We start from the raw sequence: 16,855 nt of genomic DNA, 5'->3' as shown, positions 1-16,855 counted from the left end.
TGGGCGAAGGCGGTAGCGGGCACCAGCTATCTGCCGATGACCCACGCCCAACTGGAGCTGCTGCTGCAACGGCTCACCGACCTGCTGGCCGAGGCGCTGCGGGCGGAGCCGCTCGACCTGCGGGTGGGGCACAAGGTCGCCGACGAGTTGGTCGCCGCGCACATCGTCTCCGCCGAGGCGCTCGGCCGGACCGTGGAGGTGATCCAGCTTCGGCTGGTCCGCGACCTCGACCTGGTCTCCGACGACATCGAGGACCGGATGGCCCGGCTGCTGGGCGCGGTCGCCACCGGCTACGCCCGGGCGCTGCGTGACCGGACCCTCGACGAGCAGGAGTCCATCCGGCGGGCCGCGATGACCGCCCGCGTCGAGGCGGAGCAGGCCCTGCGGGCCAGCGAGGCCCGCTTCCGGCACCAGGCGACCCACGACCCGTTGACCGACCTGCCGAATCGCACGCTCTTCGCCGAACGGCTCGCCGCCGCCGTCGACGGATCGGCCGGCAGTGGCCGCCGGGTCGGGCTCTGCTTTCTCGACCTGGACCGGTTCAAGCGGGTCAACGACTCGTTCGGGCACCAGATCGGCGACCGGGCCCTGGTGGCGGCGGCGCGGCGCCTGCGGCGGGCGGTCGAGCCGCACCTGGTCGCGCGGCTCGGCGGGGACGCCTTCGTCGTCCTCGTCGAACGGTCCACCGGCACCGGTGACGTGGTCGCCGTCGCCGAGGCGGCGCTGGCCGCGCTCTCCGAGCCGGTGGTGGTCGACGGGCACGACGTGACGGTCACGGCGAGCGTGGGCATCGTGGAGCGGCGGGTCGCGGGAACCTCTCCGGACGACCTGATGCGTGCCGCCGGCAGCACCCTGCACTGGGCAAAGTCCGCTGGCGGCGCGGGGTGGGCGCTGTACGACGCGGAGCGCGACGGGCGGGAGCAGGCCCGTCAGGAGCTGAGCGCGGCCATCCCGGCGGGCCTGGAACGGGGTGAGTTCTTCCTCGACTACCAACCGTTGACCTCGTTGCACGACGGCTCGCTGCTGGGGGTGGAGGCGCTGGTCCGGTGGCGTCACCCACGGCTCGGGGTGCTGCGGCCGGACAAGTTCATCGGTCTGGCCGAAGAGACCGGGTTGATCGTGCAGCTCGGCGGGTGGGTGCTCGCCGAGGCGTGCCGTGAGGCGGTCGGTTGGACGTCCACCTCGGGCCAGCCGCCGTACGTCAGCGTCAACCTGGCGGTCCGTCAGGTCCGCCGCCCGGGTCTGGTGCAGGAGGTGCGGTCCCTGCTGCGGCGTACCGGCCTGCCGCCGAACCGGCTCCAGCTGGAGATCACCGAAAGCACGATGATGACCACCTCCGAGGAGCCGGTACGCGCCCTTCGTGCCCTCGCCGACCTGGGCATCCGGATCGCCATCGACGACTTCGGTACCGGCTACAGCAACCTGGCCTACCTGCGGGATCTGCCGGTGACCGAGTTGAAGGTGGCCGGTGAGTTCGTCCGCGGCCTACGCACTCCGGAGGCCCTCGCCGACGAGCGGATCCTCGCCTCGCTGGTGTCGCTGGCGCACGCGCTGGACCTGACGGTCACCGCCGAAGGGGTGGAGACCGGCGGACAGGCCGAGCGGTTGCGGGCGATCGGCTGCGACGCCGGTCAGGGCTGGCACTTCGGCCGCCCCGCCTCCCCCGACCACATTCTCGCCCGCATCCGCTGAGCCAGCCTCCGGTGGCCGGTCTCAGCCGGCGAGCAGCGTGGACAGGCGTAGCGCCTGCGTCTCCCAGCGCCACTCCCGCTCCACCCAGGCCCGGCCGGCGGCGCCGAACTGCCGGGCCAGGTCCCGGTCGGCCAGCAGGGTGGCCACCCGGTCGGCGAGCTCGGCGAGATCCCGACCGTCCACCACGTAGCCCGTCTCGCCCTCGCGCACCGCGTCCGGGGCACCGCCGGAGTTGCCGGCCACCACCGGCAGACCGGTCGCCGACGCCTCCAGGTAGACGATGCCGAGACCTTCGACGTCCAGTCCCCGGTTGCGGGTGCGGCACGGCATGGCGTACACGTCGCCGGCCGCGTAGTGGGCGGGCAGTTCGGCCGAGGGCACCGAGCCGGTGAAGACCACGTCCCGCTCCACCCCGGACTGGCGGGCCAGTCGGGCCAGCGTGGTCCGGTACGGTCCGCCGCCGACCACCAGCAGCGCCGCGTCGGGCACCCGACGGCGGATCAGCGGCATCGCCCGGATCAGCATGTCCTGGCCCTTGCGGGGCACCAGCCGGGACACGCAGACCACCACCGGCCGGTCGGCCAGGCCGAGCCGGTGCCGCACCGCGCCGCCGTCGACGGACGGATGGTAGACGTCGGTGTCCACGCCGGGCGCGAGCCGCCGCAGCTCGGTCAGGCCGTCCAGCGCCCGAGCCAGCCGGGTGCGGGTGTACTCCCCCAGGTAGGTGACCACGTCGGTGTCCCGACCGATGCGTCGCAGCGCCGTCCGGGCCAGTGGCAGCGCCGCCCAGCCGACCTCGTGGCCGTGGGTCAGGGCGACCACCCGCCGGATCCCGGCCCGCCGGCGCAGCCCGGCGGCGAGCAGCCCGAGCGGAGCCGCCGCGCCGAACCAGACCGTGTCGCATTCGTAGGACCGGGCCAGCTGGGCGGCCCGGCGGGCCACCAGCGGCGTGGGCAGCAGCACCTTGGTGCGCTCCCGCACCACCTCGAACGGTTGGTCGGCGTCGAACTTGTCCGCGCCGGCCCAGCGCGACGCGTACACCACCACCGAACCGGCCGGCTGACGCACCGCGAGGTTGTGCACGAACGACTGGATGCCGCCCGGCCGGGGTGGGAAGTCGTTCGTCACCAGCAACGTGCGTTGATGATTCGCTCGCTGACGCTCGCTCACCGACCAACCTTTCGGGCGTACGCGCGGGCGGCGGCGATCCGCTCCACGGTGGACGGATGAGACGCTGAGTAGAGGTATTCCCAGCGGGGCGGGTCGGGGTCGGAGAGGTTGACCGCGGACAGCCGCCGCTGCATCGACTCGAATGCCGCCGGGTCGCCGGTCAACGCCAGCGCGTGCGCGTCGGCGCGGGCCTCGACCCGCCGCGACATCAGCGACTGCACCGGGGTGAAGACCAGCCCGGCGACCGTCACCAGGGCGAGCAGCAGCGGAAACGCGCGGGGTTGAGCCACCGAGTCGACACCGGCCAGACGCAGCAACGGTGGCCAGGAGCCGATCAGGTAGAGCGCCACCACCGCGGCGGCGGCACCGAGCGCGCCGGTGAGGGTGCCCACCGATACGTCCCGGTCCCGGGCGTGGCCGAGCTCGTGCGCCACCACCGCGGTCACCTCGGCCGGCGTCGCCTCGCGCAGCAGGTTGTCGTAGACCACCACCCGGCGGGTCGGCCCCAGGCCGGAGACGTACGCGTTGACCGCCCGGGTGCGCCGGGAGGCGTCGGCGACCAGCACGTCGCGCACCGGCACTCCGTCGCGTTCGGCCAGCTCCATGAGCTGGCTGCGCAACGGCGAGGGTTCCATCGGGCTGAACCGGTTGAAGACCGGCTCGACCAGCACCGGCAGCACGAAGGAGAGCAGCACCACCAGGGTGGCGGCGCCGGCCGCGCCGAACGCCCACCACCAGCGCGGGGCGAGTCGGATGACGGTGTAGAAGCCGAGCAGGGCCACCGCGCCGATGACGGCGCTGACCGCGTACGACTTGAGCAGGTCCACCGCCCAGCCGCCCCAGCCGTTGGTGGCCAGCCCGTAGCGGGTGAGCACGCTGTGCCGCCAGGCCGCGAACGGCAGCGTCACCAGGTCGGCGACCAGCACCACGGCCAGACCGCCGAGGATCGCCTGCGCGATCCAGTGCCCGCCGAAGGGGCGCCCGGCCAACTCGACCAGGCGGCTGCCCAGCGGGGTCAACCCGAGCGCCAGTGCCACCAGCAGGCCGACGCCGAGGGCCGCCCATCCGCCGGGACGCAACGCGGATCGGAACTGCCGGGCGTGCTCCACCTGCTCGGTCGGCAGGTCACGCAGGGCGGCGAGCTGATCGGCCCGGGGAGCCGGTGGGCGCTGCCACGGGACCAGCACCAGTGCCGTCACGACCAGCGCGACGCCCAGCCCGGCCAGGGTCAGCACCGCCCACCCCCGCGGGCTCACCGCGACGCCCCGTCCGGCACCGGCGATCCGCCGCAGCGAACGCGAACCGACCCGTCGCCCGCCGTGCGCCTCATACCGCCGCTCCTGTCGCCATGGGCGCCATCCTATGTCCCGGCGGGTGCCCGCCCCACGCCCGTCGACCCGCCCGCACGGCCGGCGCAGGACCACCGCCGCCGGCTCAGGACCGCGACAGCCGGCGCACCAGCGAGTCCGCCCCCAGCGGGTACGCCCCGTGCCGGCGCACCCCGTCGGCGACCTCACGATCGGATGACACCACGACCACGGGGCGGCCGGGCGGTTCGGCACGGACCAGTCGGCGGATCAACTCGTCGGCGGTCTCACCCTTGCGGGAGAACAGCACCCGAACGCCGCGCGGGGCAGGTGGCAGGCCGTGCACCCGTTCGGCGCCGTCGAAGACCACGGTGACCTCGTCACCGGTCTGCGCGGCGATCCCGCCGAGGCCGGTGACCAGCCGCTTGCGCTGCTGCTCCAGCGACATCTCGCCGAAGCCACGTTTGGTCACGTTGTAGCCGTCGACCACCAGGTGCGCCCGGGGCAGGGCCAGCAGTTGGTCCAGCCGGGCCGGGTCGTCGGTGTCCTGGGCACGGGCCGCGGCAGCGGTGGCCGCCGGAGAATCGGCGAAGGAGTCGGCCACGAAGTCGGCGGGCAGCCGGTCGACCGGGTCCAGGGCCAGCTCCCGGCGCAGCCCGAGGGCGGCCTGACCGATCGTCTCCAGCAGCAGCCACAGTCGTGCGTCGTCGACCGAGCGGGCCTCCTTGGCGCTGCTGCGGGCCGCGCCGGCCGCCGCCTCCGCCTCGGCCAGCCGGGCCCGGGCGCGACGCAGTTCGGCGTCCGCGTCGGCGGCGGCCCGCGTGGCCCGACCCCGCTCGGTGGCCAGCAACTCGTTCGCCCGGCGCTCGCGGGCCTGGCTCTCCCGGAGCGTACGGGCCAACTGCCGGGCCTCCTCACGCAGCTGGCCCAACTCCTCGCGCACCCGGGCCAGCTCGTCGCGGAGCTTCTCCGCCTCCACCCGGGCCACCGCCCGGTCATGCTCGGCCCGGGTGGCCCGCTGCTCGGCCTGCCGAACCAGTTCGGCCACCACCGCCGTGTCCGCCTCGGCGCGGACCGCCGCCCCGCTGGCGTCGATCAGCTCCCGCCAGCCTCGCGGGCGGGCCAGGTAGGCCAGGGCGGCCACCTCGACCGGGTCGGCGGCGGCGGGGGCGGTGCCCTCCACCACGGCCGTACCCAGATCACCGGCATCGGTCAGGACCCGGGCGGTGACCCGCTGCCGGAACAGTGGATCGGCGGCGAGCTGGGCGGCGATCACCGGCGCACCGAGCCGGGCGCGTCGGTTCGGGGCGAACTTGGCGACCCGGCGCAGCGGCACGGGCACCTCGTCACCGGGCAGACCGGGCAGCACCGCGGCGGTGAGCGAAACGATCCGCTGTCGCACCGGCTCGGGCAGGCTCGGCTCCGGCTCCGGCTGCCCGGGCTCCACCGGCCCGGAGTCCGTCACCGCCGGGGTGTCGGTGGCGTCGTCACCGGCCGCAGGAACCGCGACGACCTGCTCCTCCTGCGGGAGGTTGTCGTCGTACGGCTCGGTGAGGGGCATGTGGCAAGTCTCCCACCGCGACCGGGCCCACCGCCCGGTGAGTGAGCCGATCTCTCATCCTAGACCCGGGAGTTGCCGGTGGGACGGATGGGGCGCGAGTGTCGGACCGGACCGTTACGGTGCCGCGGATGGCAGCACAGGAGTTCCTGCAACCGGCGCTGGCCGGGCTCGATCCGACCGTCGGCGGTGTCGACCCGGCGCTCCCGCTGTACGCGACGACATTCGTGGTGGTCGACCTGGAAACCACCGGCGGAGCTCCCGACGGTGGCGGCATCACCGAGATCGGCGCGGTCAAGGTGCGCGGCGGTGAGGAGCTGGGGGTGCTGGCCACCCTGGTCAACCCCGGAGTGCCGATTCCGCCCTTCATCACCGTGCTGACCGGCATCACCCAGGCGATGTTGCTGCCGGCACCACCGATCGAGCAGGTGCTGCCGAGCTTCCTGGAGTTCGTCTCGGACGCCGTGCTGGTCGCCCACAACGCGCCCTACGACGTCGGCTTCCTGAAGGCGGCCTGCGCGAAGCACGGCTACCGCTGGCCGAACCCGCGGGTGCTGGACACCGCGGCGCTGGCCCGGCGGGTGCTGCTGCGTGACGAGGTGCCCAACCGCAAGCTCGGCACCCTCGCCGCGTACTTCCGCGCCGCCACGCAGCCGACCCACCGGGCCCTGGACGACGCCCGGGCCACCGTCGACGTGCTGCACGGGCTCATCGGACGCCTCGGCGGGCACCGGGTCGACACCATCGGCGACGCCATCGAGTTCGCCCGCGCGGTCACCCCGACCCAGCGTCGCAAGCGACACCTGGCCGACGGCCTGCCCCGCTCCCCCGGGGTCTACATCTTCCGGGCCGCCGACGACCGACCGCTCTACGTCGGCACCTCCCGGGACATCGCCACCCGGGTGCGCAGCTACTTCACCGCCGCGGAGAAACGCGCCCGGATCTCGGAGATGCTGGCCGCCGCCGAACGGGTCGAGGCGGTGGAGTGCGCACACTCGCTGGAGGCCGAGGTGCGGGAGCTGCGGCTGATCGCGGCGCACGCGCCGCCGTACAACCGCCGGTCGAAGTACCCGGAGCGGGTGGTCTGGCTGAAGCTGACCGACGGGCCGTACCCCCGGTTGTCGGTGGTCCGGGAGATCTCCCCGAGCGACCGCGCCTACCTCGGCCCGTTCACCTCGCGACGCGCCGCCGAGCTGGCCGCCGCCGGTTTCCACGACGCGGTCCCACTACGGCAGTGCACCCACCGGCTGTCGCTGCGCACCGTCACGCCGGCCTGCGCGCTGGCCGAGCTGGGCCGCTGCCCGGCGCCCTGCGAGCACCGGATCTCTCCCGAGGAGTACGACGCCCGGGCGGTCATGCCGTTCGCCACCGCCACCACCGGCGATCCGCAGCCGGTGGTGGACGCCCTGCTCGCCCGGATCGAGGCGCTCTCGGCCGGCCAACGCTACGAGGACGCGGCCGTGCTGCGCTCCCGGCTCGCCGCGGTGCTGCGGGCCGCCGTACGCATGCAGCGTCTCGCCGCGTTGAGTGGGCTCGCCGAGGTGGCCGCCGCCCACCCGGCGGCCGGCGGCGGCTGGGAGCTGGCGCTGATCCGGCACGGGCGGCTCGCCGGGGCCGGCGTGTCCCCGCCCGGCGTCCACCCTCGACCGACGTTGGCCACCATCCGGGCCACCGCCGAGACGGTGTCACCCGGGCACGGCCCGGTCCCGGCGGCCAGTCCGGAGGAGTCGGAGCGGATCCTGTCCTGGTTGGAGCGACCGGAGACCCGGCTGGTCGAGATGTCAGCCGGTTGGTCGTCCCCGGTGGCCGGCGCGGCACGGTTCCGGGACCTGTTGACCAAGGCCGAGAACGCGGCGTCCCGGCAACTCTGGTCCGAACGCTCATGAGCAACTGTCCGATCGGACTACGTCGACTCACTTACTCTGTTAAGGAAGTGCAGTCCTGCCCGTTTCGAGGGTCTGCTCCCGCTTGCCGGATTCCGGTGGTGGTGCAGCAGGCGTGAGGGGGTGTCCCAGGTGGACGTCAACGCCGGACACGGCGGCGCCCTGGGCGGTGCGCTCCCGACACAGCCCGGCGAGCTGCCCCTGACCAGACGACTCCGATCGCTGCTGACCTGGCCGACCGCCGAGACCGAGCCGGTCGGCCAACTGGTCCGCACCCACCGCACCATCCATGCCGGCGCCGACCCGGCGGTGCTGCGCCGCGCGTACACCATCGCGGACAACATGCACCGCGGCCAGTTCCGCAAGAGCGGGGAGCCGTTCATCACCCACCCGCTGGCGGTCGCCCAGATCTGCGCGGAGCTGGGCATGGACACCACCACCCTGGTCGCGGCGCTGCTGCACGACACGGTGGAGGACACCCGCTACACGTTGCAGGCCCTCGCCGAGGACTTCGACCACGAGGTCGCCCACCTGGTCGACGGGGTGACCAAGTTCGACAAGGCGTTCTACGGGCAGGCCGCCGAGGCGGAGACCATCCGCAAAATGATCATTGCGGCCGGCAAGGACGTCCGGGTGCTCATCATCAAGCTCGCCGACCGGCTGCACAACATGCGCACCCTCGGCGTACGCTCGGCCGCCTCCCGCGAGCGCATCGCCCGCAAGACCCAGGAGGTGCTGGTACCGCTCTGCGACCGGCTGGGTATCCAGACCCTGAAGCGGGAACTGGACGACGTGGTCCTGCTGCACCTCGAACCGGATGAGCACGCCCGCATCGCGCGGCACGTACACGACCGGCCCGGCTGGGACAGCTACCTCGCCGAGGTGGTCGCACAGGCCCGGGTGGCGCTGCGGCGCAGCCGGGTCGACGCCGAGGTGGCCCCGCGACCCCGGCACCTCTACTCGATCTGGAAGGACACCGTGGCCGGCGACCACGCCGCCCCGTTCGACCTGCCCCGGATCACCATCGTGGTGGACGGCCCGGCGACCGACTGTTACGCGGCACTCGGGGCCGTGCACGGCGTCTGGCGGCCGGTGCCGGGCCGGTTCAAGGACTTCATCGCCTCACCGAAGAACAACCTCTACCGATCCCTGCACACCAGCGTCTGCGGGCCGAAGAACCGCACGGTCGAGGTGCTGATCCGCACGACGGAGATGCACCGGGCGGCCGAGTACGGGGTGGCCGCCGACTTCCGCTTCCCCCGCTCCGGCGGCACGACGGCCCGCCCGGGGCAGCTCGACTGGCTGCGCCGGGTGCTGGACTGGGAGCAGGACGCGGCCGACCCGGCCCAGTTCCTCCACTCGCTTCGTTGCGACCTGTCCGAGGCGCAGATCCAGGTGGTCGCCGAGGGGCGGCAGATCGTGCTGCCTGCCGGCGCCACCCCGGTCGACCTGGCGTACGAGCTGGGTACGGACCGGGGGGAACGGTGCCTGGCAGCCCGGGTCAACGGTCGGCTGGTCCCGCTCTCCTCCGAGCTTGAGGAGGGTGACGTGGTGGAGATCTTCACCGAGACCGACGAGGAGAGCAGCCTCGACGCCGAGGTGGCTCCCCGGGGGCCGCGTCGCGAGTGGCTGGGGTTCGTCAAGTCACCGCACGCGCAGATGCAGATCAACCGGTGGTTCGCCCAGCACAGCGAGCCGGGCATCTCAATCAGCGACAAGGTCCGCCTGGGCCGCGCCACCATCGGGCTGGCCCTGCGCCAGCACAACCGCGGGCTGGCCAGTGATCTGCCGCTGCTGCGGCTGTCGGAGGAACTCGGCTACCCGGATCTGGAAACCCTGCTGGTCGCGGTCTTCGACCGGGTCATCGAGCCGGACGCCGTGGTACGCCAACTCATCGACCTGGTTGATCACCGTCAGTGACCGCCCAGGCCGCACGCGGTACTCGGCGTGGTCCTCGTGGCGCGAGCACGCCTCACGGCCACTAGCCTGGAGTCATGATCCCCCGTACCCGCCGCACCGGGCGCGCCGTCGCGTACCAGGTCTTCTACCGGCTGCCGCTGCCGGTCCGACGTCGGCTGGTCCGGATGGCCGTACCCAAATACATCGTCGGCGCGGTCACCCTGCTCCGTGACAGTGAGGCCGAGGGTGCGGGACGGTTGCTGCTGCTGCGGCAACCACCGGGCCGCGGGTGGACCCTGCCGGCGGGGTTGTTGCAACGCGCCGAGCACCCGGCCGTCGGCGCGGCCCGGGAGCTGTACGAGGAGAGCGGTGTCCGCCTCTCCCCCGCCCGACTCACCCCGGCGGTGCCCAACGCCATCGTGCACGCCAAGGGCTGGGTGGATGTGGTGTTCACCGCCGAGGTGCCCGCGTCCAGCACCGAGTTGACCGTGGACGGGGCCGAGGTCTTCGAGGCCGCCTGGCATCCGCTGGACGATCTGCCGAAGCTGACCTGGCCGACCGCCCGCCTGCTGGCGTATTACGACATCGGTCCGCTGGCCGGGCAGTTCCCACCGCCGCTGCCCGACACGACGCCATGACCCGGTCCGGGGGCGCCGAGAGCGGCCGTCGGCCGACCGTGCCCTCCGACGGCGTCTGCGCGGTGGTGCTCGCCGCCGGCGAGGGCACCCGGCTGCGCCCGCTTACCGAACGGGTACCCAAGGCGCTCTGCCCGGTGGGCAACGTGCCCCTGCTGGACCGGGCGCTCGCCCGGCTCACCGGCCTCGGTCTGAGCGGCCCGGCGGCGGTCGCGGTCAACGCCTGCTACCTGGGCGAACAGGTGGTGGAGCGGGTGGGGGCCCGGGCGCACCTCTCGGTGGAGCCGGGCAGCCCGCTCGGCACCGCGGGCGGCGTGGGACGGCTGCGGGACTGGATCGACGGCCGGGGCGTGCTGGTCGGCAACGCCGACGCCTACCTGGCCGATCCGGCGGCACCGCCCGGCCCCGACATCGCCACGCTGCTCGACGGCTGGGACGGCGAGTCGGTACGGCTGCTCGGCCAGCCGGCCGCCGACCCGGACGCACCGGGCACCTTCGACGGGCACGTCTTCACCGGTTTCTCGCTGTTGCCGTGGTGGCTGATCCGCGACCTGCCCGCCACCTTCGGCGACCTGGTACGCGCGGTGTGGCGCCCGGCAGAGGCCGCCGGCCGGCTGACCGTGGTCGGCTACCGGGGCACCTTCATCGACACCGGCACCCCGGCCGACTACCTCGCCGCGAACCTGCACGCCGCTGGTGACGGCGGCCTGATCGACCCGGCCGCCACGGTCACCGGCCACTGCCACCGCTCCGTCGTGGGGGCGGGTGCCACCGTCCGGGGTTCGGTCAGCCGCAGCGTGATCTGGCCGAACGCCGTCGTCGGCACCGACGAGGACCTGCACGACGTGATCCGCGTCGGCGCCGACCTGACCGTCCCGGCGCTCTGATTCGGCGGGATAACCGCCGAACATCACCGTGGGTGAGAACCGGGCGGGCCGCCCCCCGCAACCCCGCTGCCTTTGCTCTGCTTCACCATACGCAACAGTCACTCTCCGCACGCTGGCGGCAACGATCATGGCAGCGTCGTGGTGATGACGCCGCAGCAAGACGGCCACTGCGTCGGTTGAAGCAGAGCGAAGCGTCGGCACAGGAGACTGGTCGGGTGGCGGCGGACAGGACCCACCGTCACTCTACGTGCTGGTCACCGAGAGTCGTCGTCCCCGATGGAGCGACGGACCGCCACAGCGCACTGCATCGGCACCACACGACTAGCATGGGCTGCGACGCCGACGAACGGAGAACCCTCCAGTGATCACCGCGATCGTGTTGATCGACTGCGCCACCGACGCGATCCCCGAGGTGGCCGAGGCACTGGCCAACCTGCCGGGGGTGAGCGAGGTCTACTCGGTGGCCGGGCACGTCGACCTGATCGCCATGGTCCGGGTCCGCGAGTTCGACGAGATCGCCCAGATCATCGCGGGCAGCATCTCGAAGGTGCCGGGCGTGCTCAACACCGAGTCGCACATCGCCTTCCGCGCCTACTCGCGGCACGACCTGGAGGAAGCCTTCGCCATCGGGCTGGGCAGCACCGACTGAGCCGGTCCACCCCGCGTGGGGTGGACCGGCTCGTCTCGTACCGCCGGGTCAGCTCTGCTGCGGCACCGGGGTCTCGGTGACGGTGCCACCCGGAACCGGGGCCTCCTCGGTGAAGGTCTCACCCGGAGTCGGCGTCGTGCCGCCCGGAGCCGGTACGGTGCCACCCGGGCTGGCCGTACCGCTCGGGCTGGTCTCCGGGACCGGGATGCCGAGTTCCTCGGCCAGCATCACCAGGGCGTCGTAGTGCGCCTGCAGGACCGGCAGCGCGGTCTGCGCCAGCTGGACCACCTGCGGTTCGGTACCCTGCGAGATCTCCGTCTGGGTCGCCTGGATGGCCTGGACGTGGCCGGCCAGTTCCTGGGTCACCCAGAGCCGGTCGAACTCCTCACCGCTGGCGTTGTTGAGCTGGTCGAGACCGTCCTGCTGATCGGTGGTCGGCTCGCTCGGCAGCTCGACGTTGAGCTGCCCGGCCAGATCCTGCACCGACTGGTCCAGCTCGGTGTGGTCCGTGACGAACTGCTGCCCCAGCTCCTTGACCTGCTGGTTCTGGCCCTTCTGCTGGGCCAGCTCACCGGCGGCGATCTCGTACAGGTTCACCTGGTGGACCGCCTGCAGGTACTGGGTGTCCTGTTCCGACGGCTGCGCGGCCGCCTGCGCCGCCGCGGCCGGTGCGACGCCCACCAGCACCAGCGCGGCCAGCAGGCCGAGGCGTTTGATACCCAACATGCTTCCTCCCCGTTGAGACGTTGGACCGCACGGATACCCGGCTGGCCGGGGTTATTCCTGCGATCCGGCGACGGCGGGAGGCGGCGGCGACGTCCGGAAGAGGCAGAACGAACGTGGCGCCCGCCGGAACTGGTCCGACGGGCGCCACGTCACGTTACGACGGATCTCAGGAGCGGCTCTCCCCGCTGGTGATCTCCTCCCGCTCCGGACGCGGCTCGACCGGCGGGTGCCCCGGCGAGACCGGAGCCTCGGCCGGCCGCTCGATCGGGTAGAAGAAGCCGCGGATGGCCGGGCCGAGCGCACCGAGTCGGTTCATCTTCTTCGGTACCACCCAACCGGCGTAATCCAGCTCGCCGTGTCCGTTGCCCGCACTGAGCGGCTGGTGCACCTCGACGAACCGGCCGTCCGGCAGCCGCCGGATGATGCCGGTCTCCACGCCGTGCGCGAGAACCTCCCGGTCGTGCTGCTGCAAGCCCAGACAGATCCGGTAGGTGACGTAGTACGCCAGCGGCGGAAGGAGCAGCAGACCGACCCGGCCGGCCCAGGTCATCGCGTTCAGGCTGATGTGGAACTTGTCGGCGATGACGTCGTTCGCGCCCGACAGCGTCAGGATCACGTAGAACGTGAGGGCCATGACGCCCAGGCCGGTGCGGAACGGAACGTCGCGGGGACGCTGGAGCAGGTTGTGGCTGCGGTAATCCTTCAGGTGGCGAGCCTCCATGAAGGGATAGAGCAGGGATATCGCCACCAGGATGCCGGGTAGCACCACTGTCGGCCAGAACAGCGGCGGGATCACGTATCCCTCGCCGATGGGTATGGTGATCTCCCAGTCCGGCATCAGGCGGGTCGAGCCGTCGAGGAACATGACGTACCAGTCCGGCTGGCTGGCGGCCGAGACCACCCACGCCTCGTACGGGCCGAACAGCCAGACCGGGTTGATCTGGAACAGACCGCCCATCAGCGCGATCACGCCGAAGACGACCATGAAGAAGCCGCCCTGCTTGATCGCGTAGCGCGGGAACATCCGCTCGCCGACCACGTTGCCGTTCGTCCGGCCCGGCCCCGGCCACTGGGTGTGCTTCTGCTTGAACACCAGGCCCAGGTGCACGGTGATCAACGCCACCAGCAGCCCCGGGATGAGCAGCACGTGGGCGATGAAGAACCGGCTGATGATGATCGTGCCGGGGAACTCGCCGTTGAAGACCGCCGCGGTCACCCAGGAGCCGATCACCGGAATGGACAGCATGATCGCGGAAGCGATCCGCAGGCCGGTGCCGGACAGGCCGTCGTCCGGCAGCGAGTAGCCGGTGAAGCCGGCCAGGAAGCCGACCCAGAACAGCAGCGAGCCGATGATCCAGTTGGTCTCGCGCGGCTTGCGGAACGCGCCGGTGAAGAAGACCCGCAGCATGTGCACCACGATCGCGGCCATGAACAGCAGCGCCGCCCAGTGGTGCATCTGGCGCATGATCAGGCCGCCACGGACGTCGAAGGAGATGTCCAGCGTCGAGGCGTACGCGGCCGACATCGGCGTGCCCCGCAGCGGGGCGTAGCTGCCGTTGTAGATGACCTCGGTCATCGCCGGCTCGAAGAAGAAGGTCAGGAAGACACCGGTCAACAGCAGGACGATGAACGAGAAGAGCGCGATCTCGCCGAGCAGGAAGGACCAGTGGTCAGGAAAGACCTTGTTGAGCAGTCGGCGCAGCGGAGTCGCCACCTGGAAGCGGTCGTCGACCGCTCGGGCGGTGTTGCCCGGCACTGCTGCCACGTCAAACTTTCGCCGCTTCACGGCCGCTCCCAGAAGTCGGGCCCGACGGGTTCAGTGTAGTCGGACGTAGCCACGAAGTAACCTTCGGCGTCCACCTCGATCGGCAGCTGCGGCAGCCGCCGGCTGGCCGGACCGAAGACGGGCTTGGCGTTGTCGGTGATCAGGAACTGCGACTGGTGGCACGGGCAGAGCAGCCGGTTGGTCTGCTGTTCGTACAGGCTCGCCGGGCAGCCGGCGTGCGTGCAGATCTTCGAGTACGCGGCGTAGTTGCCCCACATGTAGCCGCCGTGGCCCTCGCGCTCGTTGTTGCGGCGCGACGCCTCGGCGTCGTCCTCGCGCAGGTGGATCAGCAGGGTGGGCGAGTCCGCGTACTGGTTGCTGACCCCGTGCTCCACGCCCGGGAAGACGGTGATCTGACCACCGGCGCTGATGTCGGCCGGTCGGATGGGCCGGCCGTCCTCGCGGACCAGCCGGATCTTCTGACCGTCCCGGGGGGCGAACCCGGTGGTCATCATCTGGTCGTCCTTGTGCGGGTCGGAGATCAGCCCGCCGACCAGGGGCGCCGCGGCGACAGCGCCGACCGGCAGCAACCCGGCCAGCAGCGACACCCCGAGCAGCGGCCGACGCTTGACCCCCAGCTCGTCGGCCATGTACGCCATGGTCTCGCCGGTGATCCGCTGGTCCTCGGCGGGCACCGCGCCCTCGTGCCGGTCCTGGATCGACACCTCCTTGGGCAGCAGCTTCTTGCCCCAGGTGAGGATGCCGAAGCCGATGCCGAGCAGGGCGACACCCAGGGTCACCCCGAGCAGCGGGGTGTAGAGCTTGTCGCCGCCGCGACCCGGCTCGTACTCCCAGGGCCACCAGATGTAGATGGCCAGGAAGGCGGTCGCCGCCAGCCCGGTCAGCAGGAAGAAGCCTGCCACCGTGCGGACCAGCCGCCGTTCGGCCTTGGTGCCCGGGGCCACCTGCGGCTCGTAGTGGACGATCTCGATGTCGTCCCGCCGGGCACCCTCCCGGACGATGTCGAACCGACTCAGCCGGGGGTCGTTCACGTCGAGCGGTTCCCCGCCCGGCAGGGCGCGCTGCCCGGTCTGGCTGCTCATGGTCCCCCCGCTCACGACTTGCCCGCGATCCACAGGCTGGCGAAGACCAGCGCGACGATACCGACGAGGAAAATCGCCACTCCCTCGGTGGAGGGTCCGTACCGGCCCAGGTTGAACAGGCCACCCGGGTCGCCGTCGTCCTTCAGCGTCTGCTGGATGTAGGCGATGATGTCCGCCTTCTGCTCCGGCGTGATCTGGTTGTCACCGAAGACCGGCATGTTCTGCGGTCCGCTGAGCATCGCCGCGTAGATCTGCCGGTCGGTGGCCGGCCGCAGGCTTGGCGCGTACTTGCCCGAGGAGAGGGCGCCGCCGCCGCCGCTGAACGCGTGGCACTGTGAGCAGTTGATCCGGTACAGCTCGCCGCCGATCGCGACGTTGCCGTCGGCGTGCAGATTGTCACCGGCCGGCACGACCGGGCCCCCGCCGAGCTCCTGGATGTACGCCGCGAGCTGGTCGATCTCGTCGCGGGTGAACACCTCGGGCTTGCGCGCCGCCTGGGCCTCCTGCCGGGCCATCGGCATCCGACCGGTGCCCACCTGGAACTCCACGGAGGCGGCGCCGACGCCGATGAGGCTCGGCCCGCGCCCCTCGACCCCCTGCGCGTTGCGACCGTGACAGGTCACACAGCTCACGTCGAACAGCGCCTTGCCGTCGGCGGCGGCGGTGCTCAGCGGCGGGTTCTCCTGGGCGGCGGCGCCGGGGGCGAGGACGGTGTAGGCGCCGCCGGCCAGCATCAGCGCGGCGACCAGCCGGACCGCAGCACCCAGCCGGCGGCGGCCCCTGCTGGGCGCCCCGGGCCGCCCGCGCAGCCGCGCGAGCAGACCGCGTCGGCGGTCGTTGTCAGAAGTCATGACCTGTGTCCTTAACCGGTTGGACCTTGTGTTGCGGGGGGTGAAGCAGCGGCAAGGCGGCTGGCGCGCGCCAAGATCACTGGAGCCAGTAGATCATGGCGTAGAGCGCGATCCACACGACGTCGACGAAGTGCCAGTAGTACGACACCACGATCGCGGAGGTGGCCTGAGCCGGGGTGAACCGGCCCATGGTGGTACGGATCATGAAGATCACGAAGGCGATCAGACCCCCGGTGACGTGCAGGCCGTGGAAGCCGGTGGTCAGGTAGAACATCGACCCGTAGCCGTCACTGTTGATCTTGACGCCGTGGTGCACCAGCTCGCGGTACTCGTTGAGCTGGCCGAGCACGAAGATCAGACCCATCACGAAGGTGATCGTGAACCAGCGCCGCAGCGCGTGGACGTCACCCTTCTCGGCGGCGAACACGCCGAGCTGGCAGGTCACCGAGGACAACACCAGGATCACCGTGAAGGTGGTCGCGTACGGAATGTTGAGGACCTCGGTGTGCTCCGCCCACTGCTCCGGCGCCGCCGCGCGGATGGAGAAGTACATCGCGAACAGCGCCGCGAAGAACATGAGTTCGCTGGAGAGCCAGACGATCGTCCCGACGCTGACCATGTTGGGACGCGTCAGGGAGTGGATCCGGCTCTTGTCAATGGCTGGGGCCGCAGTCACGCGGTCATTATTGCCGTTCACCACGGCCGGCGATCAGCGGGGGGTGAAACCCGG

General features: G+C 71.8%; 14 protein-coding genes. 6 read left to right on the top strand and 8 right to left on the bottom strand.

Features of this window, described 5'->3' with window-relative positions; genetic code table 11:
- Positions 1 to 36: 36 nt before the first annotated feature.
- The gene (locus tag KBX50_RS23250) at positions 37 to 1,692 is read left to right on the top strand and encodes a bifunctional diguanylate cyclase/phosphodiesterase (RefSeq protein ID WP_210939818.1); all 1,656 of its coding nucleotides are present in this window, start codon (positions 37 to 39) and stop codon (positions 1,690 to 1,692) included.
- A gap of 21 nt (positions 1,693 to 1,713) precedes the next feature.
- Here KBX50_RS23250 and KBX50_RS23245 read toward each other — a convergent pair whose 3' ends face one another.
- The 3 genes from KBX50_RS23245 to KBX50_RS23235 form a co-directional block, all read right to left on the bottom strand.
- Positions 1,714 to 2,862, bottom strand: coding sequence for a glycosyltransferase family 4 protein (locus KBX50_RS23245; RefSeq protein ID WP_210939778.1), 1,149 nt, complete (start codon positions 2,860 to 2,862; stop codon positions 1,714 to 1,716).
- A complete protein-coding gene (locus KBX50_RS23240; protein WP_210939776.1) occupies positions 2,859 to 4,118 on the bottom strand; it encodes a M48 family metallopeptidase in 1,260 nt (419 codons plus the stop codon). Before KBX50_RS23240 ends, KBX50_RS23245 begins: the two co-directional genes overlap by 4 nt.
- Positions 4,119 to 4,296: 178 nt before the next feature.
- Positions 4,297 to 5,730, bottom strand: a complete 1,434-nt coding sequence (locus KBX50_RS23235) for an NYN domain-containing protein (RefSeq protein ID WP_210939774.1) — start codon at positions 5,728 to 5,730, stop codon at positions 4,297 to 4,299.
- 128 nt (positions 5,731 to 5,858) lie between these two features.
- Between KBX50_RS23235 and KBX50_RS23230 the strand changes: the two genes are divergently transcribed.
- From KBX50_RS23230 to KBX50_RS23210, 5 genes are all read left to right on the top strand, one after another.
- Entirely contained in the window at positions 5,859 to 7,613 is a 1,755-nt protein-coding gene (locus KBX50_RS23230) for a DEDD exonuclease domain-containing protein (RefSeq protein WP_210939773.1), read from the top strand.
- 129 nt (positions 7,614 to 7,742) lie between these two features.
- Positions 7,743 to 9,530, top strand: coding sequence for a bifunctional (p)ppGpp synthetase/guanosine-3',5'-bis(diphosphate) 3'-pyrophosphohydrolase (locus tag KBX50_RS23225; protein WP_210939771.1), 1,788 nt, complete (start codon positions 7,743 to 7,745; stop codon positions 9,528 to 9,530).
- A 74-nt stretch (positions 9,531 to 9,604) separates the two neighbouring features.
- Positions 9,605 to 10,147 carry an NUDIX hydrolase gene (locus tag KBX50_RS23220; protein ID WP_210939769.1) on the top strand — a complete coding sequence of 181 codons (543 nt, stop codon included), beginning with the start codon at positions 9,605 to 9,607 and terminating at the stop codon, positions 10,145 to 10,147.
- The gene (locus KBX50_RS23215; RefSeq protein ID WP_247674275.1) at positions 10,144 to 11,031 is read left to right on the top strand and encodes a sugar phosphate nucleotidyltransferase; all 888 of its coding nucleotides are present in this window, start codon (positions 10,144 to 10,146) and stop codon (positions 11,029 to 11,031) included. Before KBX50_RS23220 ends, KBX50_RS23215 begins: the two co-directional genes overlap by 4 nt.
- Before the next feature lie 361 nt (positions 11,032 to 11,392).
- On the top strand, positions 11,393 to 11,680 hold the full coding sequence (locus tag KBX50_RS23210) for an Lrp/AsnC family transcriptional regulator (protein ID WP_093401212.1): 288 nt from the start codon (positions 11,393 to 11,395) through the stop codon (positions 11,678 to 11,680).
- A 48-nt stretch (positions 11,681 to 11,728) separates the two neighbouring features.
- Here KBX50_RS23210 and KBX50_RS23205 read toward each other — a convergent pair whose 3' ends face one another.
- The 5 genes from KBX50_RS23205 to KBX50_RS23185 form a co-directional block, all read right to left on the bottom strand.
- Complete coding sequence (locus KBX50_RS23205) at positions 11,729 to 12,406, bottom strand: DUF4142 domain-containing protein (RefSeq protein WP_210939767.1); 678 nt, start codon at positions 12,404 to 12,406, stop codon at positions 11,729 to 11,731.
- 166 nt (positions 12,407 to 12,572) lie between these two features.
- Positions 12,573 to 14,192, bottom strand: a complete 1,620-nt coding sequence (locus KBX50_RS23200) for a ubiquinol-cytochrome c reductase cytochrome b subunit (RefSeq protein WP_210939765.1) — start codon at positions 14,190 to 14,192, stop codon at positions 12,573 to 12,575.
- Positions 14,189 to 15,274 carry a ubiquinol-cytochrome c reductase iron-sulfur subunit gene (locus KBX50_RS23195; protein ID WP_210939764.1) on the bottom strand — a complete coding sequence of 362 codons (1,086 nt, stop codon included), beginning with the start codon at positions 15,272 to 15,274 and terminating at the stop codon, positions 14,189 to 14,191. Before KBX50_RS23195 ends, KBX50_RS23200 begins: the two co-directional genes overlap by 4 nt.
- 11 nt (positions 15,275 to 15,285) lie before the next feature.
- Entirely contained in the window at positions 15,286 to 16,125 is an 840-nt protein-coding gene (locus tag KBX50_RS23190) for a cytochrome c (RefSeq protein ID WP_210939762.1), read from the bottom strand.
- Between the two features lie 76 nt (positions 16,126 to 16,201).
- The gene (locus KBX50_RS23185; protein ID WP_164449244.1) at positions 16,202 to 16,801 is read right to left on the bottom strand and encodes a heme-copper oxidase subunit III; all 600 of its coding nucleotides are present in this window, start codon (positions 16,799 to 16,801) and stop codon (positions 16,202 to 16,204) included.
- Positions 16,802 to 16,855: the final 54 nt, after the last annotated feature.

Source organism: Micromonospora sp. C51, assembly GCF_018070435.1.
Classification (GTDB): Bacteria; Actinomycetota; Actinomycetes; order Mycobacteriales; family Micromonosporaceae; genus Micromonospora; species Micromonospora sediminimaris.
This window is presented reverse-complemented; position numbering and strand designations above follow the sequence as displayed.